The 24,371-nt window shown below is 54.0% G+C and carries 25 protein-coding genes and 1 pseudogene; 11 read left to right on the forward strand and 15 right to left on the reverse strand.

The features are described 5' to 3' along the window. Nucleotides 1–6: 6 nt before the first annotated feature. The 5 genes and pseudogenes from ftsI to mgrB form a co-directional block, all read right to left on the reverse strand. Nucleotides 7–1,752 (reverse strand): peptidoglycan glycosyltransferase FtsI, encoded by a 1,746-nt coding sequence (gene ftsI / locus BFV63_RS13110; protein WP_069597545.1) that lies wholly within the window; start codon nucleotides 1,750–1,752, stop codon nucleotides 7–9. 216 nt (nucleotides 1,753–1,968) lie between these two features. Further along, entirely contained in the window at nucleotides 1,969–2,178 is a 210-nt protein-coding gene (gene cspE / locus BFV63_RS13115) for a transcription antiterminator/RNA stability regulator CspE (RefSeq protein WP_001062678.1), read from the reverse strand. Between the two features lie 12 nt (nucleotides 2,179–2,190). Continuing rightward, a pseudogene (locus BFV63_RS13120) lies at nucleotides 2,191–2,335 on the reverse strand (DUF2627 domain-containing protein). A gap of 668 nt (nucleotides 2,336–3,003) precedes the next feature. Continuing rightward, nucleotides 3,004–3,291, reverse strand: coding sequence for a YebO family protein (locus BFV63_RS13125; RefSeq protein ID WP_003859907.1), 288 nt, complete (start codon nucleotides 3,289–3,291; stop codon nucleotides 3,004–3,006). Between the two features lie 74 nt (nucleotides 3,292–3,365). Then, the gene (mgrB, locus tag BFV63_RS13130; protein ID WP_003859906.1) at nucleotides 3,366–3,509 is read right to left on the reverse strand and encodes a PhoP/PhoQ regulatory lipoprotein MgrB; all 144 of its coding nucleotides are present in this window, start codon (nucleotides 3,507–3,509) and stop codon (nucleotides 3,366–3,368) included. Between the two features lie 160 nt (nucleotides 3,510–3,669). Between mgrB and BFV63_RS13135 the strand changes: the two genes are divergently transcribed. After that, nucleotides 3,670–3,909, forward strand: a complete 240-nt coding sequence (locus tag BFV63_RS13135; protein ID WP_003859905.1) for a YobH family protein — start codon at nucleotides 3,670–3,672, stop codon at nucleotides 3,907–3,909. Nucleotides 3,910–3,972: 63 nt separating this feature from the next. Here the strand turns inward: BFV63_RS13135 and kdgR are convergent, their stop codons facing one another. Continuing rightward, nucleotides 3,973–4,764: a DNA-binding transcriptional regulator KdgR gene (gene kdgR, locus BFV63_RS13140; RefSeq protein ID WP_003859903.1), complete on the reverse strand. Its 792-nt coding sequence runs from the start codon at nucleotides 4,762–4,764 to the stop codon at nucleotides 3,973–3,975. Between the two features lie 178 nt (nucleotides 4,765–4,942). Here kdgR and BFV63_RS13145 point away from each other — a divergent pair, with 178 nt between their 5' ends. Further along, entirely contained in the window at nucleotides 4,943–6,316 is a 1,374-nt protein-coding gene (locus BFV63_RS13145; protein ID WP_048240596.1) for an MFS transporter, read from the forward strand. A 51-nt stretch (nucleotides 6,317–6,367) separates the two neighbouring features. Here BFV63_RS13145 and htpX read toward each other — a convergent pair whose 3' ends face one another. The 4 genes from htpX to BFV63_RS13165 all read right to left on the reverse strand — a co-directional run bounded on the left by htpX (nucleotide 6,368) and on the right by BFV63_RS13165 (nucleotide 10,791). Then, nucleotides 6,368–7,249, reverse strand: a complete 882-nt coding sequence (htpX, locus tag BFV63_RS13150; protein WP_003859899.1) for a protease HtpX — start codon at nucleotides 7,247–7,249, stop codon at nucleotides 6,368–6,370. Nucleotides 7,250–7,442: 193 nt separating this feature from the next. Then, nucleotides 7,443–9,491 (reverse strand): carboxy terminal-processing peptidase, encoded by a 2,049-nt coding sequence (prc, locus tag BFV63_RS13155; protein ID WP_003859896.1) that lies wholly within the window; start codon nucleotides 9,489–9,491, stop codon nucleotides 7,443–7,445. Between the two features lie 19 nt (nucleotides 9,492–9,510). Then, complete coding sequence (gene proQ, locus BFV63_RS13160) at nucleotides 9,511–10,197, reverse strand: RNA chaperone ProQ (RefSeq protein WP_003859895.1); 687 nt, start codon at nucleotides 10,195–10,197, stop codon at nucleotides 9,511–9,513. A gap of 96 nt (nucleotides 10,198–10,293) precedes the next feature. After that, nucleotides 10,294–10,791 carry a GAF domain-containing protein gene (locus tag BFV63_RS13165; RefSeq protein ID WP_032609503.1) on the reverse strand — a complete coding sequence of 166 codons (498 nt, stop codon included), beginning with the start codon at nucleotides 10,789–10,791 and terminating at the stop codon, nucleotides 10,294–10,296. A gap of 132 nt (nucleotides 10,792–10,923) precedes the next feature. On the opposite strand from BFV63_RS13165, the gene yebS reads away from it, so the two are divergent. The 4 genes from yebS (at nucleotide 10,924) to BFV63_RS13185 (ending at nucleotide 16,675) form a co-directional block, all read left to right on the forward strand. Beyond that, the gene (gene yebS / locus BFV63_RS13170) at nucleotides 10,924–12,207 is read left to right on the forward strand and encodes a membrane integrity lipid transport subunit YebS (RefSeq protein ID WP_048240595.1); all 1,284 of its coding nucleotides are present in this window, start codon (nucleotides 10,924–10,926) and stop codon (nucleotides 12,205–12,207) included. Further along, nucleotides 12,176–14,809: a PqiB family protein gene (locus BFV63_RS13175; RefSeq protein WP_003859888.1), complete on the forward strand. Its 2,634-nt coding sequence runs from the start codon at nucleotides 12,176–12,178 to the stop codon at nucleotides 14,807–14,809. The genes yebS and BFV63_RS13175 overlap by 32 nt, the downstream gene beginning before the upstream one ends. Before the next feature lie 56 nt (nucleotides 14,810–14,865). Beyond that, nucleotides 14,866–16,329 (forward strand): 16S rRNA (cytosine(1407)-C(5))-methyltransferase RsmF, encoded by a 1,464-nt coding sequence (gene rsmF / locus BFV63_RS13180; protein ID WP_048240593.1) that lies wholly within the window; start codon nucleotides 14,866–14,868, stop codon nucleotides 16,327–16,329. A gap of 106 nt (nucleotides 16,330–16,435) precedes the next feature. Further along, complete coding sequence (locus BFV63_RS13185) at nucleotides 16,436–16,675, forward strand: YebV family protein (RefSeq protein WP_003859885.1); 240 nt, start codon at nucleotides 16,436–16,438, stop codon at nucleotides 16,673–16,675. Between the two features lie 34 nt (nucleotides 16,676–16,709). Here BFV63_RS13185 and pphA read toward each other — a convergent pair whose 3' ends face one another. Further along, on the reverse strand, nucleotides 16,710–17,354 hold the full coding sequence (gene pphA / locus BFV63_RS13190) for a protein-serine/threonine phosphatase (protein WP_045337547.1): 645 nt from the start codon (nucleotides 17,352–17,354) through the stop codon (nucleotides 16,710–16,712). Nucleotides 17,355–17,521: 167 nt separating this feature from the next. Here pphA and BFV63_RS13195 point away from each other — a divergent pair, with 167 nt between their 5' ends. Both BFV63_RS13195 and BFV63_RS13200 read left to right on the forward strand, forming a co-directional pair. Next, the gene (locus BFV63_RS13195) at nucleotides 17,522–18,502 is read left to right on the forward strand and encodes a VirK/YbjX family protein (RefSeq protein ID WP_045337549.1); all 981 of its coding nucleotides are present in this window, start codon (nucleotides 17,522–17,524) and stop codon (nucleotides 18,500–18,502) included. A 45-nt stretch (nucleotides 18,503–18,547) separates the two neighbouring features. After that, the gene (locus BFV63_RS13200) at nucleotides 18,548–18,745 is read left to right on the forward strand and encodes a hypothetical protein (RefSeq protein ID WP_032609507.1); all 198 of its coding nucleotides are present in this window, start codon (nucleotides 18,548–18,550) and stop codon (nucleotides 18,743–18,745) included. Nucleotides 18,746–18,871: 126 nt separating this feature from the next. Here the strand turns inward: BFV63_RS13200 and BFV63_RS13205 are convergent, their stop codons facing one another. Genes BFV63_RS13205 through yobA form a run of 3 tightly spaced genes read right to left on the reverse strand, consistent with a single transcriptional unit; the run spans nucleotide 18,872 to nucleotide 20,469 of the window. Beyond that, nucleotides 18,872–19,210 carry a YebY family protein gene (locus tag BFV63_RS13205; RefSeq protein WP_048240591.1) on the reverse strand — a complete coding sequence of 113 codons (339 nt, stop codon included), beginning with the start codon at nucleotides 19,208–19,210 and terminating at the stop codon, nucleotides 18,872–18,874. A gap of 16 nt (nucleotides 19,211–19,226) precedes the next feature. After that, the gene (gene copD, locus BFV63_RS13210; RefSeq protein WP_048240589.1) at nucleotides 19,227–20,096 is read right to left on the reverse strand and encodes a copper homeostasis membrane protein CopD; all 870 of its coding nucleotides are present in this window, start codon (nucleotides 20,094–20,096) and stop codon (nucleotides 19,227–19,229) included. A gap of 1 nt (nucleotide 20,097) precedes the next feature. Next, nucleotides 20,098–20,469, reverse strand: coding sequence for a CopC domain-containing protein YobA (yobA, locus tag BFV63_RS13215; RefSeq protein WP_045329847.1), 372 nt, complete (start codon nucleotides 20,467–20,469; stop codon nucleotides 20,098–20,100). 137 nt (nucleotides 20,470–20,606) lie between these two features. On the opposite strand from yobA, the gene BFV63_RS13220 reads away from it, so the two are divergent. The 3 genes from BFV63_RS13220 to exoX all read left to right on the forward strand — a co-directional run bounded on the left by BFV63_RS13220 (nucleotide 20,607) and on the right by exoX (nucleotide 22,286). Beyond that, on the forward strand, nucleotides 20,607–20,837 hold the full coding sequence (locus BFV63_RS13220; RefSeq protein WP_003859784.1) for a DNA polymerase III subunit theta: 231 nt from the start codon (nucleotides 20,607–20,609) through the stop codon (nucleotides 20,835–20,837). 111 nt (nucleotides 20,838–20,948) lie between these two features. Then, the gene (locus BFV63_RS13225; RefSeq protein ID WP_003859783.1) at nucleotides 20,949–21,599 is read left to right on the forward strand and encodes a carbon-nitrogen hydrolase family protein; all 651 of its coding nucleotides are present in this window, start codon (nucleotides 20,949–20,951) and stop codon (nucleotides 21,597–21,599) included. A gap of 24 nt (nucleotides 21,600–21,623) precedes the next feature. Further along, on the forward strand, nucleotides 21,624–22,286 hold the full coding sequence (exoX, locus tag BFV63_RS13230; RefSeq protein WP_015570288.1) for an exodeoxyribonuclease X: 663 nt from the start codon (nucleotides 21,624–21,626) through the stop codon (nucleotides 22,284–22,286). On the opposite strand, the gene ptrB is transcribed toward exoX, so the two are convergent. After that, the gene (gene ptrB, locus BFV63_RS13235) at nucleotides 22,268–24,343 is read right to left on the reverse strand and encodes an oligopeptidase B (protein ID WP_023314339.1); all 2,076 of its coding nucleotides are present in this window, start codon (nucleotides 24,341–24,343) and stop codon (nucleotides 22,268–22,270) included. The genes exoX and ptrB overlap by 19 nt on opposite strands. Nucleotides 24,344–24,371 lie beyond the last annotated feature (28 nt).

The raw sequence follows: 24,371 nt of genomic DNA on the forward strand, positions 1-24,371 counted from the left end.
GTACCGCTATTCGCCAGGGTTATAAACGGCTGGGTGATGCATCACGATCAGATGGTCAGAATCTGCCGGCAGCCCGTCAGGCTTTACGTTTTCCAGACGCAGAACGTTCCCCATAATTTCGCTGAAAACGGGCGCGGAAACGGCCCCGCCGTAATAGGCACCGTTTTGCGGATCGTTAATCACCACCACCAGCGCAAAACGGGGATCGCTGGCAGGCGCAACGCCTGCGGTATAGGCGACGTATTTATCCACATACTTACCGTGTTCATCGATTTTTTTGGCCGTCCCGGTTTTTATCGCCACGCGATAGTTACGCACCGCCGCTTTGATTCCACCACCGCCGGGTAATGCGACGCTCTCCATCATGTGCTCCACCTCGTGAACAATTTCCTCGGGCATCACCCGCTTGCCAATCACCGGCGGATCGATTCGGGTGATGGACAGAGGCCGTTCAATGCCATAGCTGCCGATGGTGGCATACACATGCGCCAGCTGGAGGGGGGTTACCATCAGGCCATATCCAAAGGCAAAGGTCGCCCGGTCTAACTGGCTCCAGAATTTCCGCTGCGGCAGTAAACCTGCGCTTTCTCCCGTTAAGCCAAGCCCGGTACTCTCGCCAAAGCCAAAGTGTTTATAGGTATCCAGTAACCGTTGCACAGGCATCGCCAGCGAAAGACGGGACACGCCCGTGTCACTGGATTTTTGCAGGATGCCGGTCATCGTCAGCTCGGGATAGTAGCCCACATCGCGGATACGATGGCCATCAATGGTGTAGGGATGCGTGTCTATGACGCTGTCAGGCTGTACCAGCCCCTGCTGTAGCGCCGTCATCAGCACCAGAGGCTTAACGGTAGAGCCAGGTTCAAAGGTGTCACTGATCGCGCGATTGCGAAAATCATCCAGCGTTGCCCCTTCCCGGTTGTTGGGGTTGAAGTCGGGGAAGCTCGCCATTGCCAGAATTTCGCCCGTCTGGATATTAATCAGCACCGACGCGCCTGACTCAGCTTTGTTCCACGCCACGGCATTATCCAGCGCGTCTTCAGTGATAGTTTGCAGGCGTTCATCGATACTAAGCTGGATATTATGTGCAGGTACGGGAGCCACCTCCGTGAGGTTCTCCACCACATGTCCGTAGCGATCTTTCCTGACCAGCCGCACGCCTGCCTTCCCGGTAAGCTGCGTGTTGAAGCTTTTCTCGACACCCTCAATGCCCTGACCATCAATATTGGTGAAGCCAATCAGGTTCGCCGCCACGTGCCCGGCAGGATAAAAGCGGCGGGACTCATCGCGAAGGTTGATACCCGGAAGACGCAGCTTATCGATCCACTTTGTCTGGGAGGGATCAACCTGACGGGCAAGGTAAATAAATCGCCCGTGCGGGTTACTGTTGATTCGCGATGCGAGCGTGCTCAGAGAAAGGTGTAAGGCATTTGCCAGGGCCTGCCAGCGCGAATCATAACCGATCCCCCCTTTTTCCAGCACTGTTTTGGGATCGGCCCAGACGGCCTGGACAGGTACGCTCACCGCAAGGGGTCGTCCTTCACGGTCCACAATCATCCCCCGCGGGGCGTCTATCGCCACTTCGCGCAGGGAGCGCATATCCTCCTGCTTAACCAGATTATCCGGTTTGATAATTTGCAGCCACGCCACGCGGCCCAGCAGAAACGCAAGACTACAAAAGATAGCGAGACACAGAAGTGCAAAACGTGCCGGAGTAAAGTTTCCGGTGGTCGTTATTGTCTTTTTTTTCACCTTAACCCCAGGGCTGTTGATCAACGCCCTGATTTAACGGGAAAAGCTGATAATAAGGCGGGAAAACAATGCTAATATTCTCGCGGGTTTGCAACAAGATAATAACAGCGGAGGATTACGTAATATTTTGAAAAATAAGTGAATAAAAAAGCCCCGCATCGGCGAGGCTTATGTCTGGGATCGAAGCGCTGAGCGCTTCAGTCAGCAGTGATTCGATCAGATAGCAGTTACGTTAACCGCAGCTGGGCCTTTCTGGCCATCCTGAATTTCGAACTCAACGTTCTGGCCTTCAGCCAGAGTTTTGAAGCCGTTACCCTGGATTGCAGAGAAGTGTACGAACACATCTTTGCTGCCGTCAGCAGGAGTAATGAAACCAAAACCTTTAGACTCGTTGAACCACTTAACTTGACCTTTAATCTTTGCCATTTGCAAAATTCCTTAGAGTGTTTTCTTAGCCCGCAGGCTTTGACTTAGATAAAACTGAGACATTACTGCTTGAGGCACTAATATAAGGTTCGGCAGAGAAGCGGTATTCAACGACAACGTGTTTACTCAGGACTTCTTTACTGAAAATGCCACACATAAACAGAACTGTACCTCGTTTGACCCAAAACGTGTTATCACACACAACGTTTAATATGGCAAGCCATTTTTAAACATGTCTCGATCCGCCGCACAAATTCAGGTGTTACTCCATAACAATCTGCACAGTTATGCGAATTGTCAAATGAAGCGCTACCTGACCTCACTGCCCGCAGGGTGCGTTGACGTGCCCTGTAATCAAAGACTTTTTAAACATAGCTCAATCATTTCAAAGCGTCCATCCCAATCCCTGATTTTCTTTAAAAGAATGACTGAGTTAGAACATTTTGTGAAAAGTTATGCTGAAAACATTGCAACGCACCGACATGTGTCAGGGAATATACGATGTTAATTACATTTTGCTAATTGTATTAAAATCCACCATTTAATTAGCGTTATTCTGCACCAAAATAATGAAATTTTTATGACTCTGCCTCAAAACAAGGCAAGCAAAACGTTTCGATAAAAATAAAACACTTCGGGAAAGATAAAACACACAATTTATTCAACGAAACGGTAATTATCGAATAAGGATAAATATTCACCAGTTTTCAGTATGCTGAAACAATAGTTAACTGCTGCTTAATTATATGTTGGGATGTTGTGGATCACATTTGATAAGGGAGGGGATTTACGCCGTACGTCAGGCCACCTCCCTTTCCGGGCAAACTATCGTTCGGCTACCAGGCGAATGAAGTCTTCCTCGTCCTGTTGTTGAGCAACAGCGTCCTTAGGTACCGCTTTCTCCTCCGGCTCGTTGGCTTCGCACAGACGACGCAGCAACGCATTCTGCCGTTTCTGCTGATCGAGCAATGCTTCCAGCAGTTCAATCTGCTCGTTTGTGCGGGAGCTGGCGCGGTTAACGAAGAACCACAGTACCAGCCCAACGACCAGCACCACCAAAGACATTACCAGGGATGCAATGCTCAGCAGCCCCGAATTCAGTAACTCACCCATTTCACCACCTCAGTAAAAACAGTCATTTTACCACTGCCGCCACGTAAGGACATCACTCAGCGTAAAAATGGCCTCTACCAGGGGATAAACTTATTGATTGAACAAATGCCGCTAAAGAATTGTACATCCTGATCGCACATCACATTGATAGTCTGCGTCCACAGCACCACACAAGCTATCAACACTATAATCAGAATTACCCAGCGTATTTTTTTCACTCCACACTCCGTCTTATGACCTGATGCAGCCAGGTTATCACGGTTATCTTAAACAGGGGCTAACTGTACCTTCAACAGACGCTTTTCGGAATCGTGCACTTGTTTCACTGCGTAAACCCGTTACGCTTACTCCATGACAACAAAGAAAAAAGAGGCAACGATGCGTTTACTTATTCGTACAGTAATTGTACTGGCCATTGTGTGGATCGGCCTGTTATTAAGTGGGTACGGCGTATTAATGGGAAGCAAAGAAAATGCCGCGGGTCTGGGTATCCAGTGTAAATATCTTACCGCCCGGGGGGTAAGCACGGCGCAGTACATTCATTCCGACAGCGGGATCATCGGGTTAACCAACTGTCCTGTGCTGCGTAAATCATCTGATGTGATTGATAACGGTTAATCAGCGTTGAATTTCGCTTACAAGAACGCCGCACTGTTGCGGCGTTTTTATTGAAAGCGTCGATCAGAACGGATAATCGTTATATCCCATCTGCTCTGAAATTTTGCGCGCTGCGGTATGCAGGATCGCCACATATTCATGAAGACGCTCTTCAGAGAAACGCAGCGTTGGGAACGAAATGCTCAGGCCCGCAATGACAACGCCGAAGCGGTCAAATACCGGCACACCGATGCAACGCAGCCCCTCTTCCTGCTCTTCGTTATCTTCCCCGTAACCCTGCTCACGCACGTTATCCAGCACGCTCAGCAGTTCATCCGTACTGGTAATGGTGCGGTCGGTGCTGCGTTTGTACTCCACCCCGTCAAGGATCTGCTTCACCTCTTCGCGATCGCGCCAGGCCAGCAGTACTTTACCAATTGCGGTGCTGTAGAGCGGGTTACGACGACCGATGCGTGAATACATGCGCAGGTTGTACATGGAGTCAATTTTGTGGATGTAAACAATGCTGTCTTCATCCAGCGCACCGAGGTGAATTGTCTCTTTCGTCAGTCGTGAAAGTTCACGCATCTGAATGTCAGCGCTGCGGATCAGATCCACGTTCTGCAAGGCGCGGGCGCCCAGTTCAAACAGTTTCAGCGTCAGAGAATATTTTTCTGATTCTCCTTCCTGCGCGACATAACCCAATGATTTCATCGTCTGCAAAAAGCGATAAACGGTGCTTTTCGACATCATCACACGCTGCGACAACTCTGTAATACCAATTTCACGCTCTTCTCCGAGCGCCTGCAAGATGCCAAACACCTTCAGCACGGAAGAAACAGAATCTGGCTGCTTATCCAAATCTGCGATTGCCATTTATCACCTCATGGAGAGTGTTTTATAAAAATCAGAACCGGTTTTTATTATAAATTCGTGTGATGCGTGCTGCAATCTATCTGGGTTTACTTCGTTACAAATCTGCGACATAAAACCGAAATAACGATGCTAAAATAGTTACTCTGAAAATAATTTCACGCTGAGTCATTCTTTTCTCATGCAAAAAAACGTTTCTGATGGCCTGCCCTTACCGCAGAGGTACGGGGCAATTGCCACTATTGTCATCGGTATTTCGATGGCTGTCCTTGACGGTGCGATTGCCAACGTTGCTCTTCCTACCATTGCAAAAGACCTTAATGCTTCTCCCGCAAGCTCCATCTGGATTGTGAACGCGTACCAGATAGCAATTGTGATTTCCCTCCTGTCACTCTCTTTCCTGGGCGATATGTTTGGCTATCGCCGGGTTTACCAGTGCGGGCTGGTGGTCTTTACCCTCACCTCGCTCTTCTGTGCCCTTTCCGATTCACTGCACACCCTCACCCTGGCGCGTATCGCGCAGGGCTTTGGCGGCGCGGCGCTAATGAGCGTGAACACGGCCCTCATACGGCTTATCTATCCTCACCGCCACCTGGGGCGCGGCATGGGCATTAATTCCTTTATTGTGGCCGTGTCGTCCGCTGCCGGGCCGACGATTGCCGCCGCCATTCTGTCCGTTGCCTCGTGGCAGTGGCTGTTTGCCATTAATGTGCCGCTGGGTATTGTGGCGATCTTCTTCGCCCTGCGCTATCTTCCGGAAAATGGTCCGAAAAACACCATGCCGCGTTTTGACCTGCCCAGCGCCGTGATGAACGCGCTGACCTTTGGCCTGCTGATTACCGCGCTGAGCGGATTTGCGCAGGGGCAGTCTCTGTCGCTCATTGCCGCAGAAATCGTTGCAATGCTTATCATCGGATTTTTCTTCGTACGACGTCAGCTGGCGCTGCCCGTGCCGTTACTGCCGGTGGATTTGCTGCGTATTCCGCTGTTTTCGCTATCCATTTGTACCTCCATTTGCTCGTTCTGCGCCCAGATGCTGGCGCTGGTTGCGCTGCCGTTCTTTTTGCAGAGCGTGATTGGCCGTTCGGAAGTGGAAACAGGCTTGCTGCTCACGCCCTGGCCTCTGGCAACCATGGTGATGGCCCCGCTGGCCGGTTACCTTATTGAGCGCGTTCATGCCGGGCTTCTGGGGGCGATTGGGCTGGTTGTCATGGCGGTGGGACTGTTTGCACTGGCGCTCCTGCCCGCCTCGCCAGGGGATCTGGATATTATCTGGCGCATGATCCTGTGCGGGGCCGGTTTTGGTCTGTTCCAGTCCCCTAATAACCACACGATTATCACCTCTGCCCCACGTCATCGCAGCGGTGGCGCCAGCGGGATGCTGGGCACGGCAAGACTGTTAGGGCAAAGCACCGGGGCCGCACTGGTAGCCTTGATGTTTAACCTGGCCGGGCAGAATGCGACACACGTTGCGCTGATTACCGCAGGGACACTGGCGACCCTCGCGGCTGTCATTAGCGGTCTTCGTGTCACCCAACCAAGGGCGCAGGCATAAAAAAACCGGGCGGAGAAGGACTCCTGCCCGGTTGTTTTCAACCCGATTACGTTACTTCAGATATTCGCCGCTACGCAGCGCTTCAATACGTTTATCCAGCGGCGGGTGAGACATAAACAGCTCGCTCAGCGACTTTGACTTGCCGTTGATGCAGAAGGCCATCATGCTGTTTGCTTCCTGCGGCTCGTAGCTGGTTTTAAGACGTTGCAGCGCAGCAATCATCTTTTCACGACCCACCAGTTTCGCGGAACCGGCATCCGCATGGAACTCACGATGACGGGAGAACCACATGGTAATAATGCTTGCCAGGATACCGAACACCAGCTCCAGCACCATTGAAACAGCAAAATAGATCAGCGGGTTGCCGTTGCTCTCTTCACCCTCATCACGGTTGCCACCCATAAACCCGGCAGCAATCTGCGCCAGAATACGGGAAATAAAGATAACGAAGGTGTTCACCACGCCCTGGATCAGGGTCATGGTGACCATATCGCCGTTGGCGATGTGGCTGATCTCGTGAGCAATAACCGCTTCCGCTTCGTCACGGCTCATGTTTTGCAGCAGACCGGTGCTGACGGCCACCAGGGACGCGTCACGACGCGCACCGGTAGCAAACGCGTTGATATCCGGCGCGTGGTAGATGGCTACCTGTGGCATGGCAATGCCCGCCTGCTTTGACTGCTGAGCAACCGTGCTCATCAGCCACTGCTCCATATCGTTACGCGGTTGCTCAATAACTTCACCGCCCACGGATTTCAGTGCCATCCACTTCGACATTAGCAGTGAAATGAAAGAGCCACCGAAACCAAACAGCAGCGCCATAATCAACAGACCCTGAACGCTGCTCGACTGAATTCCCGTCAGGCTTAGCACCAGCCCGAATACCACCATCACCGCCAGGTTGGTGAGCAGGAAGAGCGCGATTCGCATCATAATATTCTTTTAACCTCAGTTTAACAAAACGCACTATGCGATTACCCACATCGTATGGGTATTACGGCTATTTTCAAGCATCCAGACGGCGTAAGTCACCAGAAAGACACAACTTTACACAATTGGAAATCTGCCTGACGGAAGGATGAGGAACAAAAAGAAACAGGCACAATTTCTTGTGCCTGTTGGGGGATTATTTTGTCGGAGCAGGTTGCACAGCAGGTTTCTCTTTTTCCAGCTTCGCGAGATCAAGCGCGATATGCACCGTCTCGTCCAGATACGGATCGGGCTCCTGGTAATCCTTAGGCAGATCGTCCAGTTTTTTGAGCAGAGGCTTGCCTTCACGTTTGAAGCGATCGTTGATACGCGCCAGACGTGTCGCGTCATCTTCATTGTTCTCTTTCTCACGCTGAGCGTAGTTCAGAGACACAATGTTCCGTTTTGCTTTCAGGGCGTTGAAACGCGCGATGTCCTTCATGATGTACTGGAATTCCGGATCCTTCCCGATGCGATCGTTGTGATTTTTCAGCAGTTCCGGTCCGAACTGTTTCATATCACCCGATTTCACGAATGTCGCGGCATCAATGCTATCCCACGGCAGCGCGTTATCTTCAAACTTCTCGCCCGTTTCCGTCTCTTCGGTACCTGTCGGCATCATAATATCCGGCGTCACGCCTTTGCGCTGCGTGCTGCCGCCGTTGACGCGGTAAAACTTCTGAATGGTGTACTGTACTGAGCCCAGCGCCGGCCATTCAGGGCGCAGCATCTGGTCGTAAATACGGTTCAGAGAGCGGTACTGCTGAACGGTGCCCTTGCCAAACGTCGGTTCGCCGACGATTAACGCCCGGCCGTAATCCTGCATGGCAGCAGCGAAGATTTCCGATGCAGAGGCGCTGAAGCGATCGACAAGCACCACCAGCGGCCCCTTATAGTAGACCACACCATCGGTATCCGCATCTTCACGCACTTTACCGTTGTTATCGCGCACCTGTACCACCGGGCCAGACGGGATAAACAGCCCGGAAAGCGAGACGGCCTCGGTCAATGCCCCGCCGCCGTTGCTGCGCAGGTCAATGATCACGCTGCTGACATTCTGCTTTTCAAGCTTCTGAAGCTGCACTTTCACATCATCGGTCAGGCCGACGTAGAAACCAGGGATATCCAGAACGCCAACCTTCTCTTTACCCACGGTTTTAACCGACATTTTCACCGCGCGATCTTCCAGACGGATACGCTCACGGGTCAGAGTAACGATACGGGTTTTGGTCCCCTTACCGGCTGGCAGGATCTCCAGGCGAACTTTGCTGCCCTTCGGCCCTTTGATCAGCGCAACTACGTCATCAAGACGCCAGCCAATCACGTCCACCATGCTCTTTCCGGTTTGGCCCACACCGACAATACGGTCGCCTACGCTGATCGCTTTGCTTTTCGATGCAGGGCCACCGGCCACCATGGAGTTGATTACGGTGTAGTCATCGTCCATCTGAAGCACAGCACCGATACCTTCCAGAGACAGGCTCATTTCGGTATTGAACTGTTCGGTGTTACGTGGAGAGAGATAATTAGTGTGCGGATCAATTTCGTGCGCAAACGCGGTCATCGCCAGCGAGAAAACATCTTCACTGTTGGTCTGCGCCAGTCGGCGAATAGCGAACTTGTAGCGACGGTTTAACGTCTCACGGATCTCTTTCTCGTCTTTGCCTGTGAGCTTGAGGCTCAGTTCGTCATATTTGACTTTTCCATCCCACAGCGCATTCAGTTCAGCCTCGTCTTTCGGCCATGGCGCTTTGCTGCGGTCCAGATTAAAGGTGTCGTTGCCGGTGAAGTCCATAGGACGTTCCAGCACTTTCAGCGCGTATTGATAACGCTCAAAACGGCGCTTTTGCGATAAGTTGTACAGATCGTAGAACAGATCGAGTTTTCCGGAGCGCAGCTCATCACCCACTTCGGATTTGCGTTTAGCGAACTGTTCGACATCGCTGGCCAGCAGTACGTTATGGCTGTAATCCAGCAAGTTCAGATAACGGTCAAAGATTTTGGCCGAAAAGGCCTGATCGAGATCGAACTGACGATAGTGCGAACGAGTAAAGCGCGACGTCACGCGCTCACTCACCGTCGCGTGCTGAGTCTCTTCCTTGAGAACCGGAATTTGATCAACACGCGTAATATCGTCCACAGCGAAAGCGTGGCCTGTTATAGCAAACAGGCCAGCCAGCGCGGTGAGCTTAAAAAAAGTGTTCATGCCAGGCTCGGCCTCCGTTTCAGAACAACAAGTGTTCTGCGCGTACAATCATTGACATACCAGAAGTCAGCTGTACACGAACGCCATCTTTGGTGATTTCCAGTACGGTGGCGTCCATCGCGTTGTTACCCGCTTTCACCTTCAGAGACTGACCTACGCTCAGCGCATTGATGTCAGAAACCGGGGTGTGGCGCGGCTCTTCGCGCGGCGCACGTGGGGCTTTAGCTGCTGGTTTGTCAGCACGCGGTTTGCGATCGTTATTTTCAGTACGACGCGGTGCCGGGCGCGGTTTACGCTCGCGACGAGGGGCGTCTTCCTGACCGTTTGCCGCTGCGGCTTCGCGTTTTTTCGCCTGCTGTTCCGCACGCTGTGCCTGCACGCGAGCTTTGGCTTCTTCAAGCTGCTTACGCGCATGTTCTACGTGCTGCTCGTCCAGCTCACCGCACGGGTTGCCGTCAAGGTCGACACGGGTCGCACCCGGCTTGATACCGTACAGGTAACGCCAGCTCGAGGTATAAAGGCGCAAGGCAGAACGAAGCTGCGTTTTGCTGAGGTTCATCTCCCCCTCAACGCGCGCGACCAAATCCTGAAAGATACCGACTTTCAGAGGACGCGCTTCACCTTCAGCGCTGAAGCACTGCGGGAAACGCTCGGCCAGAAATGCGATAACTTCTTTACTGCTATTCAACTTAGGTTGATTTTCCATGAAATTTCCTGATTACAACGGACGTTGCCAACAAGCGCAGGCATGAACAGGCGACATTATAATGACGCTATCAGTAAATGCTACGTTATCCGTTGATTATCCTGCGACGCTCGCAAAGAATTTATGATAATCGGTGTCTGCCAGAACATTTTCCAGGTTTGCGGCCAGCGCGCGCAGCCCCTGCTCATCCTCGGCAGTAAAGCGACTGAAGACCGTGCTGTCGATATCCAGAACGCCAATAATCTGATTTTTAACCACCAGCGGCAGTACGATTTCAGAATTGCTGCTGGCATCGCAGGCGATGTGGCCGTCAAACGCATGAACATCTTCGACACGCTGAACCTGACGGGTCGCCACTGCGGTACCGCACACGCCGCGACCTACCGGGATACGCACGCAGGCGAGTTTCCCCTGGAAAGGCCCCAGTACCAGCGTGTCGCCTTCCAGCAGATAAAAGCCCGCCCAGTTCACGTCAGAAAGGCGTTCGAACAGTAACGCACTGGTATTTGCCAGAGTGGCTAAGAAACTGGTTTCCCCTGCCATTAATGCCTTAAAATCGCGATTCAGATCCGCGTAGAATTCTGTTTTGTTCATTATTCAATCACTTAGTTATCTTACATAGTTACCGCATAGCCTATTAAAATAAGCATTAAATGCGCTCATGCTCAAGATGAATCCGTTCATGAGTTATTATAACTTTCAACAATACTAATCTGTGTGCGACTGATGGCCCTAAAAACACCCCAAATTACGCCGACACGAAAGATCGTTGTCCGTACGGTAAGCAAGGCTCTGCCCCGTGCACATTATCAGCGTTGTCCCCAGTGCGATACGCTTTTTATGTTGCCGAAGATGAAATCGCACCAAAGTGCTTTTTGTCCATGCTGCGATGCCAAAATTCGCGATGGCCGGGACTGGTCATTGACGCGTCTGGCGGCAATGGCGGTCACCATGCTACTGCTGATGCCCTTCGCCTGGACCGAGCCGCTGTTAAAGCTCTACCTGCTTGGCGTGCGTATTGACGCTAACGTGTTGCAGGGGATCTGGCAGATGACGCGCCAGGGCGATCCGCTTACGGCCGCCATGGTGCTGTTCTGCGTCGTCGGCGCGCCGTTGGTGCTGGTCGCGGCAATTGCCTACCTGTGGTTTGGCAACATACTGGGGATGAACCTGCGCCCCGTCCTGCTCATGCTGGAAAAGCTCAAGGAGTGGGTGATGCTGGACATCTATCTGGTGGGCGTCGGCGTGGCGTCTATCAAGGTGCAGGATTATGCATTTTTACAACCTGGCATTGGCCTTTTTGCGTTTATTTCACTGGTCCTGCTGAGTATTCTGACCCTGATTCATCTCAATGTTGAACAGCTTTGGGAGCGATTTTACCCGCAGCGTCCCGCGACCCGGCCTGATGACAACCTGCGCGTCTGCCTGGGGTGCCATTACACCGGTTTTCCGGATAAACGCGGGAGATGTCCGCGCTGCCACATTCCGTTAAGATTGCGACGCAACAACAGCCTGCAAAAATGCTGGGCGGCGCTTATCGCCTCCCTGGTATTTTTGTTCCCGGCCAACATGCTGCCGATCTCCGTAATTTATGTGAACGGCGCCCGTCAGGAAGATACTATCCTTTCAGGGATTATCTCTCTGGCGCACAGTAACGTGGGGGTCGCCGTCATTGTTTTCATCGCCAGTATTCTGGTGCCCTTTACCAAAGTGGTGGTGATGTTTACGCTGCTTATCAGCATTCACTTTAAATGCGAACAAGGACTACGCACCCGCATCCTGCTTCTGCGATTCGTGACCTGGATTGGTCGCTGGTCGATGTTGGATCTGTTCGTGATTTCGCTGATGATGTCGCTCATCAATCGCGATCAGTTACTTGCTTTTACCATGGGACCCGCAGCTTTTTATTTCGGCTCTGCGGTGATATTGACTATTCTTGCAGTGGAATGGCTGGACAGCCGCTTACTTTGGGACGCACATGAGTCAGGAAACGCCCGCTTCGCCGACTGAAGCGAGAATTAAAACAAAACGCCGCATTTCGCCATTCTGGTTGCTACCTGTCATCGCGCTGATGATCGCAGGCTGGCTTATCTGGACGAGCTATGAAGATCGCGGAAGTACCATCACGATTGATTTCCAGTCTGCGGACGGCATTGTCGCCGGACGTACCCCCGTTCGCTTCCAGGGGGTGGAAGTGGGTACCGTGCAGGATATTTCCCTCGGCAAAGGGCTGAACAAAATTCAGGTCCGGGCGAGCATTAAGTCTGATATGCAGGATGCCCTGCGCGCCGAAACGCAGTTCTGGCTGGTCACGCCTAAAGCCTCCCTGGCCGGCGTTTCCGGGCTGGATGCGCTTGTGGGCGGTAACTATATCGGCATGATGCCCGGCAAAGGCGAGCCACAGGATCACTTTGTTGCGCTGGACACCCAGCCGAAATATCGGCTGAATAACGGCGATTTGATGATCCACCTCCGCGCGCCGGATTTGGGTTCGCTGAACAGTGGTTCTCTGGTCTATTTCCGCAAAATTCCGGTTGGTCGCGTTTACGACTACGCCATTAACCCGAACAAAGATGGCGTGACCATTGATGTACTCATCGAGCGCCGTTTTACCAACCTGGTGAAAAAAGGCAGTCGCTTCTGGAACGTCTCCGGCGTCGATGCCGACCTGAGCTTAAGCGGTGCGAAAGTGAAGCTTGAGAGCCTGGCGGCGCTGGTGAATGGCGCTATCGCCTTCGACTCACCTGCTGACTCCAGCCCTGCCGCCGCAGAAGATACCTTTGGCCTGTACGCCGACCTGGCGCACAGCCAGCGCGGCGTCATCGTCAAGCTGACCCTGCCGGATGCCAAAGGCCTGAAAGCCGGTTCGACCCCGTTGATGTACCAGGGTTTAGAGGTCGGGCAACTGACAAAATTAACCCTCAATGCGGGCGGCTCCGTTACCGGCGAAATGACGGTGGATCCGAGCGTGGTGGATCTCCTGCGGGAAAAAACGCGCATTGAACTGCGTAATCCGAAGCTCTCCCTCAGCGACGCCAGCATCAGTTCCCTGCTGACGGGAAGCACCTTTGAGCTGATCCCCGGTGAAGGCGCGCCGAACAAAAACTTTGTTATCGCCCCGGCGGATAAAGCCCTGCTGCAAAAACCGGGCGTGTTGACGGTTACGCTGAATGCGCCGGAAAGCTACGGTATCGAAGCCGGGCAACCGCTGATCCTGCACGGTGTGCAGGTGGGCCAGGTCCTCGAACGTAAGCTGACAGAAAAAGGGGTCTCCTTCTCCGCCGCCATCGATCCGCAGTACAGCAATCTGGTTCACGGCGACAGTAAATTTGTGGTTAACAGCCGGGTCGACGTGAAGGTGGGTCTGGACGGCGTTGAGTTCCTCGGCGCCAGCGCCAGCGAGTGGGTTAACGGCGGGATCCGCATTCTGCCGGGCAGCAAAGGTGCGCTGCGCGAGAGTTATCCGCTGTTCGCCAATCTGGACAAAGCCATTGAAAACAGCCTTGGCGACCTGCCGACCACCACGCTGACCTTAAGCGCTGAAACGCTGCCGGACGTCCAGGCAGGCTCCGTCGTGCTTTATCGTAAGTTTGAAGTCGGGGAAGTGATCACCGTTCGTCCTCGTGCGGACGCGTTTGATATCGAACTGCATATCAAGCCGGAGTACCGCAAGCTGCTCACGCCAAACAGCGTGTTCTGGGCTGAAGGCGGCGCGAAAGTGCAGCTCAACGGCAGCGGGCTGACCGTACAGGCGTCTCCCCTCTCCCGTGCCCTGCGCGGTGCGATCAGCTTCGATAACCTGAGCGGCGCGGGCGGCAACATGCGTAAAGGTGACAAGCGGATCCTCTTCCCGTCCGAAACCGCGGCGCGTGCGGTCGGGGGGCAGATTACCCTGCACACCTTTGATGCCGGTAAACTGGCTGAAGGCATGCCCATCCGCTATCTCGGCATTGATATCGGGCAGGTCCAGAAGCTGACGCTGATCACCGCGCGCAACGAAGTTCAGGCGACCGCCGTGCTTTATCCGGAATATGTGCAGACGTTCGCCCGGGCAGGCTCGCGCTTCTCGGTGGTTACGCCGCAAATTTCTGCCGCAGGGGTTGAGCATCTCGACACCATACTTCAACCGTACATAAACGTTGAACCGGGTCGCGGCAACGCGCGTCGTGAATTTGAGTTGCAGGAGGCAACCATCACCGACTCCCGTTATCTGGACGGTCTGAGCATTGTGGTTGAAGTGCCGGAAGCCGGTTCGCTGGGCATCGGTACGCCGGTCCTGTTCCGCGGCATTGAAGTGGGGACAGTAACAAGCCTGACGCTGGGTAATCTGTCCGATCGCGTGATGGTCGGCCTGCGCATCAGCCAGCGTTATCAGCATCTGGTTCGCAACAACTCGGTGTTCTGGCTCGCTTCAGGCTACTCGCTGGACTTCGGCCTGACCGGTGGCGTGGTCAAAACGGGGACCTTTAACCAGTTCATTCGCGGCGGCATTGCCTTCGCGACGCCGCCTGGCACGCCTCTGGCGCCTAAGGCGCAGGCAGGTAAACACTTCCTGCTGCTGGAAAGTGAACCGAAAGAGTGGCGCGAATGGGGAACGGCGCTGCCGCGTTAATCTCGCAGGCTCCGGTGTCAACGCGCCGGAGCCTTTATGTTACACTGCGCACCTGAATGTTTCCCTGTGGTGTGCCCGTGGCTCAAAACTCCGTATTTCTTCCCGAACAATTCCTCGCACAGATGCGCGAGGCGCTTCCAGCTCATCTCTCTTTCGACAATTTCGTCGCCGCATGCCAGCGCCCTTTGCGCCGGAGTATTCGCGTCAATACGCTGAAAATCAGCGTCGGGGCGTTTCTGGATCTCGTCTCCCCGTACGGCTGGCAATTAACGCCAGTGCCGTGGTGTGAAGAGGGTTTCTGGATCGAACGGGATGAAGAGGAGAGCCTGCCGCTCGGCAGCACCGCCGAGCACCTGAGCGGGCTGTTTTATATTCAGGAAGCCAGCTCCATGCTGCCGGTTGCTGCGCTGTTTGCCGACGGGAACCAGCCTGAGCGGGTTATGGATGTCGCGGCGGCGCCGGGCTCTAAAACCACGCAGATTGCCGCCCGGATGAACAACCGCGGCGCGATCCTCGCCAACGAATTTTCCGCCAGCCGCGTCAAAGTCCTGCACGCCAATATCAGCCGCTGCGGGATCCACAACGTCGCGTTAACGCACTTCGACGGTCGCGTGTTTGGCGCTGCCCTGCCGGAAGCCTTTGATGCCATCCTGCTCGACGCGCCCTGCTCCGGCGAAGGCGTGGTGCGTAAAGATCCTGATGCGTTAAAAAACTGGTCCGTTGAAAGCAACCTGCAGATCGCCGCCACGCAGCGCGAACTGATCGACAGCGCGTTTCATGCCCTGCGCCCAGGCGGGACGCTGGTTTACTCTACCTGCACGCTGAATCGCGATGAAAACGAGGACGTCTGCCTGTGGCTCAAGCAACGCTATGTGGATGCCGTCGAGTTTCTGCCGCTGGACACCCTCTTCGACTCGGCCAGCCATGCGGCCACGCCTGAAGGCTTCCTGCATGTCTTCCCGCAGATTTACGATTGCGAAGGCTTCTTTGTTGCCCGTCTGCGTAAAACCCGCGCCGTCGATCCCTTGCCTGCCCCTAAGTTTAAGGTCGGCAACTTCCCGTTCGCGCCGGTCAAAGGCCGTGAGGCGGCACAGGCGCAAGCGGCTGCGAGCAAAGTCGGCCTGCACTGGGATGAGAGCCTGCGCCTCTGGATGCGTGACAAAGAGCTGTGGCTGTTCCCGGTCAACATCGAACCGCTGATTGGTAAGGTGCGTTTCTCCCGCCTCGGTATTCGCCTGGCGGAGATCCACAACAAAGGCTATCGCTGGCAGCACGAAGCGGTCATTGCGCTGGCCGGCAGTGAGAACACCTTTGCCCTGACGCATCAGGAAGCGGAAGAGTGGTATCGCGGTCGTGACGTTTACCCGGAAGACGGCCCGTTACAGGATGAAGTCATCGTGACGTATCAGGGCTATCCGCTGGGGCTGGCGAAAAAAGTCGGCTCGCGGCTGAAAAACAGCTATCCGCGCGAACTGGTACGCGATGGCCGCCTGTTTACCGGTAACAACCGCAGCGCCTGAAAAAAAGCGCATTTTTTTACTGGCGATTTCGCTCTCCTTGTCTAGGATCAAAAATGGGTGACTGCACTGGTCATACCAGATTTTGGGCAACAAACCGGAGAGCATTATGACGAAAACCAGCGTACGCATTGGCGCTTTTGAAATCGACGACGCTGAATTGCGCGGCGAATCACAAGGCGAACGAACGTTAAGTATTCCCTGCAAATCCGATCCGGATTTGTGCATGCAGCTGGACGCCTGGGATGCAGATACCAGCGTCCCGGCAATCCTTGATGGGGAACATTCCGTTCTGTACCGTGAGCATTACGACAGTAAAACCGATGCCTGGGTCTTGCGTCTTGCCTGACCCAAAGAGAACCCGCCCGAAGGCGGGTTATTTATTACTGAAGCTGCGCCAGCGTCAGAAAGCCCCCGAATACTGCCCCCGTATCAATGTAGTGCAGATTGTTAAAATCGTAGCGTTTGTCCACAGGCGTATGTCCAAACCAGAAGTGATCCGCGCCGCTAATGCCCTGCCCTTTGCCCACCATAAAGCCCATTAACCGGTCGCGATCCCACAGCACGCGCTGGGCATCCACCGGCTTATGCCAGCCATATTCGGCGGAGGGATAATCCGCATGAGCAATCACGTTGAGACCGTTTTTGCAGGTTATTTCAATAATGTGCGGTAAGTCCCGACACGCGTTGAGTAAACCCTTCACCTGTTTTTGTTGAGCGTCCTTAAGACCGGTAAACCAGTTACCGCCATTTATCGACCAGAGACTAAAATCATTATTTTTAAGCGCATCTAACGCCATTTGCTCGTGATTACCGCGTACCGCATAAAACCAGTTTTCCTGCATCAGCTGTAAACATTTTACGCTGTCAGGCCCGCGGTCGATAATATCCCCCACCGAGATCAGCAGATCCGTATCAGGATTAAAATGTCGTCGTTTCAGCTCATCCATAAGCCACTGATAGCAACCATGAATATCGCTGACAACCCAGACATGACGCCAGTGTTCTCCCTCTATTTTCTGATACATAACGCCTCCTGTAAGAAGTATAGCTGCCACAGAAAATGTCATGAACTGGCGTCGGATTTCGCGAATCCAAACAAACCATAAACCAGCCGGAAATAAAGATCGCTGCGCTATTAATCCCTTATTCCCTGGCCTTTAAAATAGAGCGGAATAAAAAGAGGGATTTTCACGTGTCAAACATACACCTGCAAAACGATGTTTTTTATCCGCATCGCACAAATATTATTTCTGAACTGGTGAGAGGAAAACGCGTTCCCGGCCCAATCTGGCACAAACGTGATTACCGGTTAAAGTTCCTTCTGCGCTCGCTTTTATTCTGGTCCTCCACCCATCGCATGCTGGAGGCCCTGTCCGGGCGCGATGATTTCGACAGGCTGCTCACCTCTCAAATTACCTTGCCGAGCAAAACTCACCGCCAGTATCTGATGCGCGGCCTGAACTCAAACGACCGGGCCGATGCTATCGTCAGCCACTATCAGTGGATTGATAGTCTGAAAAACATCGCCCTCGCCCACGCGCTGACCAGCCCGCAAGAGGTGCCGGTTGTCCGGTTCGAGGCAAAAAACGGCGAAATCTATACCGTCCACGCCTCGTCCGCAGGTAAGGCCGAACGCGAAGGCGAAAGCACGCTTTGGCTGCACGACAATGACAATACGCTGCTTGCCAGCCTGACGTTCTGTGTCGCACGCAGTAACGGCCGTACGGTGCTGGTGATCGGCGGCCTTCAGGGTCCACGTCGTCATGTTTCACGGGAGGTGATTAAGCAGGCTACCCGTGCCTGCCATGGTCTTTTCCCGAAACGCGTGCTGATGGAGGTGATCTTCCAGCTTGCCTCACGCTCGAACATCAGCGCGATTTTTGCCGTCAGCGATGAAGGCCATGTTTTCCGCGCGCTGCGCTACCGTCTGAGCAAAGGCCGTCATTTTCACGCCAGCTACGACGAGTTCTGGGAAGGCCTGAACGGAAAGAAACTCTCCCCCTTCTGCTGGCAGTTGCCGCTCCAGATGGAGCGTAAAGCACTGGAGGAGATTGCCAGCAAAAAACGCGCCGAATACCGTCGCCGCTTTGCGTTACTTGATGATATTGCGGCTTCCGTACAGGCGCGCATTGATCCCGTAGTCGTCTCAGGCAAAATACAAACAAAAATTTAACAAAACAGCCAAAAAGGACTGGACTTACGCCTGCCGGGTTGTGGTATGTTTGAGGCAGGCGCACAGGAAGTGAACCTTCTGCTGAGACGAAAACCGGATTTTATCGTTTATTTTCATGCAGATAAAAAGAGACCGAATACGATTCCTGTATTCGGTCCAGGGAAATGGCTCTTGGGAGAGAGCCGTGCGCTAAAAGTTGGCATTAATGCAGGCTCAATCGCCTTGCCCTTTAAGAATAGATGACGACGTCAGGTTTTCCAGTCCACAGTAAAAGTGGTCTGAAAAAAAGCGTCAGAACATCACTAAATGTGAAAAACCGCAGAGCTTTTACAAGCACCTGCGGTTTTTTTTTTACTGGAAACCTGACGGCTAGCAGAGCTTTTCAGCGCGCTCAATAAACGGTGCCAGACTTTTCTTCTGCCCGGGGTTTGCCGGGTCATCCACCTGGATCACGCTGACAGGCTGTCCGTTACTTTTCCCGCTGGCCACCTGCTGCTCCGCTACGTCATTTAACGGATACTGCACGAGCGTACTGGGATTGATGACATACAGCGCGTTACCGTGACGGCAGGTGAGCATGACCTCTTCACGATTAAATGCCCAGTTGTCCTTGCCCACTTCAAACCGGCTGACGGTGATGACCTGCGGCGCGGCCAGCGCACTGCTGGCACAGGTGAGAAGTAAAAGAGAAAGCAGTGTCTTTTTCATATGTTATTTAACCTTGTCAGAAGGGTTCCCAGGTCGCGAACAGGCTGACGGCCGCCAGTACCAGCGCGCCCAGCACTACCTCTGCCTGTGTCATCCTGATAAAAATCTGTTGTTCCCGCCCGGCCTCCGGGCGAAAGCGTGGCACAAGAAAATACCGATTCGCCAGCGCAATTGCCACCATCATCATGACCAGCGCACATTTGAACAACAACAGCTGGACATAAGGCGCATGCCACGGCACGTTTATGCCAACAATAAAGAGCGTATTGATTATCCCGGTCAGCAGCACGCCTGCCACGGCGTAATGCCCCACGCGGGAGAAGCGCATCATGGTAAAGATAGCGGCTGGCTGCCAGCGGCCTTTCGCCAGACGCATACAAAACAGCAGCGGCAGTAAACCACCCACCCAGGTCGCGGCGCAGAGCAGGTGAAGCGCATGGTTGAGACGATGCAATGCTCCCGGTGCGCCACCGTTCATCGCGGCATGTCCCACGCCCGCCAACAGCACCAGCTGCCCCATCACGAGCAGTAACAGCCGTGAGCCTTTTTGCGGGGTAAGCCATGCAGCGCCCGCCGTCGCAGCGGCCAGCACCATTTGCCACAACCAGACGCCGCCAAATTGCGTTCCCAGCACGCTGCGCCAGACCGCCGGACGAATGACATCGCTCCAGCCGTTGCCCATCAACCCACTTTGCAGGCCAAACATCAGCAGAGCCGCCATCAGGCTGATTAAGGCCGCGAGTTTCTGCTGCCGCTGGAAACGCCGGGTCATGAGGCGCTGCAACGAAGACGGTGCAAACCAGACGCTGTAAAGCGCGTTGCCGAAAAGCAGCATCAGCGCAGCAAAATGGATAAAGCGTAACGCGACGTAGCTCAGGGCCAGCATACTATTTCACACTAAAGTGATAGCTGCCCTTGGTTTTGTGGCCGTCCACGGAGACCACGTGCCAGTCCACCGTGTAGGTGCCGGTCGGCAACGGTTTCTCAAGAGGAACAATCAGCTTTGCGTTATCCTTCTCGTCACGCTTCACCGCGCCGGTCTGGATCTTGTGCTGCTGCGCGTCCGTCACCACCACGCCGCTGAAGGCAGGCTCAATGCCTTCCGAGAAGTTCAGGGTAATGACCTCTGGTGCCACCGCAACGGTATTTTCCTGCGGGGATTGCTGCTTAAGATGCGCATGGGCCAGAGCTGAGGTCGCGGTTGCTGAAGAGAGCAGAAATGCCAGCGCGCACGCGACGCGGGAAGGGGTAAAGTGCATCACAATCATTCCTTTTCGTTATGCCTGAATGCTAAAGAATAACTCTGTATAATTAACGAGTCGAGGAACATCCTTTGCTCCCTTGTCATCGTTGAACAATCGCGGTAACGTTGCCGCCGCAGAAAAAGGAGAAGGAAATGAACGTTAACCTGGCCGCCCTTCCTCAGGACGAGATGGACAAAGTGAATGTCGATCTCGCCGCCGCGGGTGTCGCATTCAAAGAGCGTTACAACATGCCCGTCGTAGCTGAAGTGGTAGAGCGTGAACAACCCGCACATCTGCGCGACTGGTTTCGCGAACGTCTCATTGCGCATCGCCTCGCCTCCGTCAATCTCTCGCGCCTGCCGTACGAACCTAAAGTTAAATAAGCTTAACGTCTCGTTACACTTCCTTACGCGTTATGTGGCAGGATAAGAAAACCCTGATAAATTTAGGTGTAATCTTAAAATCCCAGCGACTTAGTGTATAAGGAAGTCACGATGTCACGATGGAATATTGCCGCGGCTCAGTATGCCCCGCGGCACAACTGTGTTGATGAGCACGTAAAACATCACCTGCACTTTATTGCCGAAGCTGCCTGGCATGGGTGCGATTTGATCGTCTTTCCGGAGCTTTCGCTTACCGGCCCAGGCGGAACATCCTTACCCCCACCTCCTGACGATTTGCAGCTTGCCCCCCTCCTTCACGCCGCCCAGTCACGTTTCATCACGGTGATTGCTGGTATTACGCTCCAGCAACACGGCCAGCGCCAGAAAGGACTCGCGCTTTTCACCCCTAACCTGTCGACCATCCGGCGTTATCCGCAGGGCAACGGTGCGGGTGTTATTCCTGGCGATAAAAGGTTAACCATCGTGGATAACCAGGCTGACGCCCCGGAACTGGACCCGGAGGCAACGCTGTTCACCAGCAGCCTGGCCGTGGGCGAGCACCGCTGGCGACAATCGATCGGTTCGTTACAACGCTTCGCGCACAAGTACGCCATCGCGGTATTAATGGCGAACGCGCGCGGCGGTAGCGCGTTATGGGATGAAAAAGGTCAGCTGATTGTACGTGCCGATAAGGGAGAACTGCTGCTAACCGGTTCTTTAGGCCAACAGGGTTGGCAAGGCGATATCATTCCATTAGGCTAGGCATTTTAGGATCAGGAGCGATCAATGCTGCGCGTTATCGATACCGAAACCTGTGATTTGCAGGGTGGAATTGTGGAAGTCGCTTCTGTCGACGTGATTGACGGAAAGATAGTCAACCCAATGAGCCATCTGGTGCGCCCGGATCGTCCCATCAGTGCGCAGGCGATGGCTATACATCGCATTACGGAATCGATGGTGGCGGATAAGCCGTGGATTGAAGAGATCATCCCTCTTTACCACGGTAGCCAGTGGTATGTCGCCCATAACGCCAGCTTTGACCGCCGCGTGCTGCCGGAGATGCCCGGCGAATGGATTTGCACCATGAAGCTGGCGCGCCGTCTGTGGCCAGGGATCAAATACAGCAATATGGCGCTGTATAAGTCGCGCAAACTCAGCGTGCGAACGCCGGAAGGGCTGCATCATCACCGTGCCCTCTATGACTGCTACATCACCGCAGCGCTCCTGATTGATATCATGAATACTTCCGGCTGGACGCCAGACGATATGGCGACCATTACCGGGCGCCCCGCGCTACTGACTACCTTTACGTTCGGTAAATATCGCGGGAAGCCAGTATCGGAAGTGGCGGACAAAGATCCGGGCTATCTGCGCTGGCTGTACAACAACCTCGACAGAATGAGCCCGGAACTGCGCCTGACGCTGAAGCATTATTTAGGCGAAGCCTGAGTCCCCGCCCGGCCTGGCAGCGTATCCTGCGCCAGGCCAATCAAAAAGGCGTACTCCAGCGCCACCCCTTCATAGGATTTAAATCGCCCTGATTTCCCTCCGTGCCCTGAGTCCATATCGGTACACAGCAGCAGCAGATTATCGTCAGTTTTCAGCTCACGCAGCTTCGCCACCCATTTCGCGGGCTCCCAGTACTGCACCTGGGAATCGTGCAGGCCGGTGGTCACCAGCATATGCGGATAGGCTTTCGCCTCGACGTTATCGTACGGGCTGTACTCTTTCATGTAGCGATAATAGGTTTCATCCTGCGGATTCCCCCACTCCTCAAACTCCCCGGTGGTCAGTGGAATGGACTCATCCAGCATGGTCGTCACCACGTCCACAAACGGCACCTGGGCGATAACGCCTTTAAACAGTTCAGGCCGCTGGTTGATCACGGCGCCCATTAGCATGCCCCCGGCGCTGCCCCCCATGCCAAAGCAGAGCTGCGGATCGCCATAACCCTGCGCGATCAGCGCATCGCAGACATCAAGGTAGTCGTTAAAGGTATTTTTCTTTTTGAGAAATTTTCCGTCTTCATACCAGTGCTGACCCAGTTCGCCGCCCCCGCGAATATGGGCAATCGCATAAACAAAACCGCGGTCGAGCAGGCTCAGCCTGCTGCTGCTGAAATCGGCGTCCATGCTTGATCCATAGGAGCCATAGCCATAGACGAGGATGGGGTTTTTACCTTTGTTGAAGTGCGCCTTGTGATAGACGAGCGATACAGGGACTTCAACGCCGTCGCGTGCGCTCACCCACAGGTGCTCACTGCGATAATTTTCCGACTCAAAACCCCGGACCTCAGCCTGTTTAATCACCTGACGCTGCCCGGTGTCCATATCCAGTTCAAACAACGTATCCGGGGTGGTCATCGACGAATAGCCGTACCGCAGGCGGGACGATTCCGGTTCCGGGTTAAAGCCGATCCACGTTACGTAAGCCGGGTCATCGAACGCAATGCCCACCACTTCGCGGGTTTTGCGGTTGATTTGGCGGATACTGGTCAGTCCGCGCTGACGCTCTTCCACCACCAGCCAGTCGGTAAACAGGGTGAACCCCTCCAGCATCACCTGATCGCGCGCGGGAATTAACACTTCCCATTTGCGTTCATCGCGCACTTTGGTTTTATAAAGGCCAAAGTTTTTGCCCTCGCGGTTCGAACGCAGGTAAAAGCTGTGCTGGAAGTGATCCAGGCTGTACTCATGATCTTTACGGCGCGGCAGGAAGCACAGCGGCTGCGCATCCGGCAGCTCTGCATCCAGCAGCAGCACTTCTGAAGTGGTGGCGCTGGAGAGGAAAATGATCACGTAGTGGCGAGACGACGTTTTGTGCAGGCTGACATAGAACGTTTCGTCTTTTTCCTCGTAGACTAATTCATCGTCGGCGGAATCGGTCCCCACCGTATGACGCCATACCTGATAAGGCAGCAGCGTTGAGGCATGCTTTTTAACGTAGTAGACCGTTTCTGAATCGTTACCCCAGACGAAATCGGGGGAGACATTATCCAGCATTTCGGGATACCAGTTTCCCGTTTCAAGATTGCGGAAACGCAAACCGTACTGGCGGCGGGAGAGGTAATCCTCAGCCAGCGCCATAATGGCGTTATCGGGGGAAATGGACATGCCGCCCAGCGTATAAAACTCACTGTGGGCAGCACGTTTGTTGGCATCCAGCAAGATCTCCCATTCGTCCCACTCGGCGCTCAGCACAGACTGGCGCTGGTAGATGGGATATTCGTTTCCCGGCTCATAAATATGGCGATAGCGATAACCGTTTTTGCACCACGGGGCAGAGACATCACGCTGGGGGATACGCTGCACCATTTCGTTCAGGAGCTGATCCTGAAGCGCCTGCTGGCTGGCCATGACCTGGCGGCCATAGTCGTTTTCCTCGTGCAGATAGTCGAGCACCTCTGGCCGGGAACGAGAATCGTCCCGCAGCCAGTAGTAGTTATCGATACGCGTATCGCCATGCGTGGTGATCGCATAAGGAGTACGTCGGGCTTTTGGAGGCATGGCATTCTTACTTTTTCGTTTTACATCC

This window comes from Enterobacter hormaechei subsp. xiangfangensis, from assembly GCF_001729785.1.
GTDB classification, from domain to species: Bacteria; Pseudomonadota; Gammaproteobacteria; order Enterobacterales; family Enterobacteriaceae; genus Enterobacter; species Enterobacter hormaechei_C.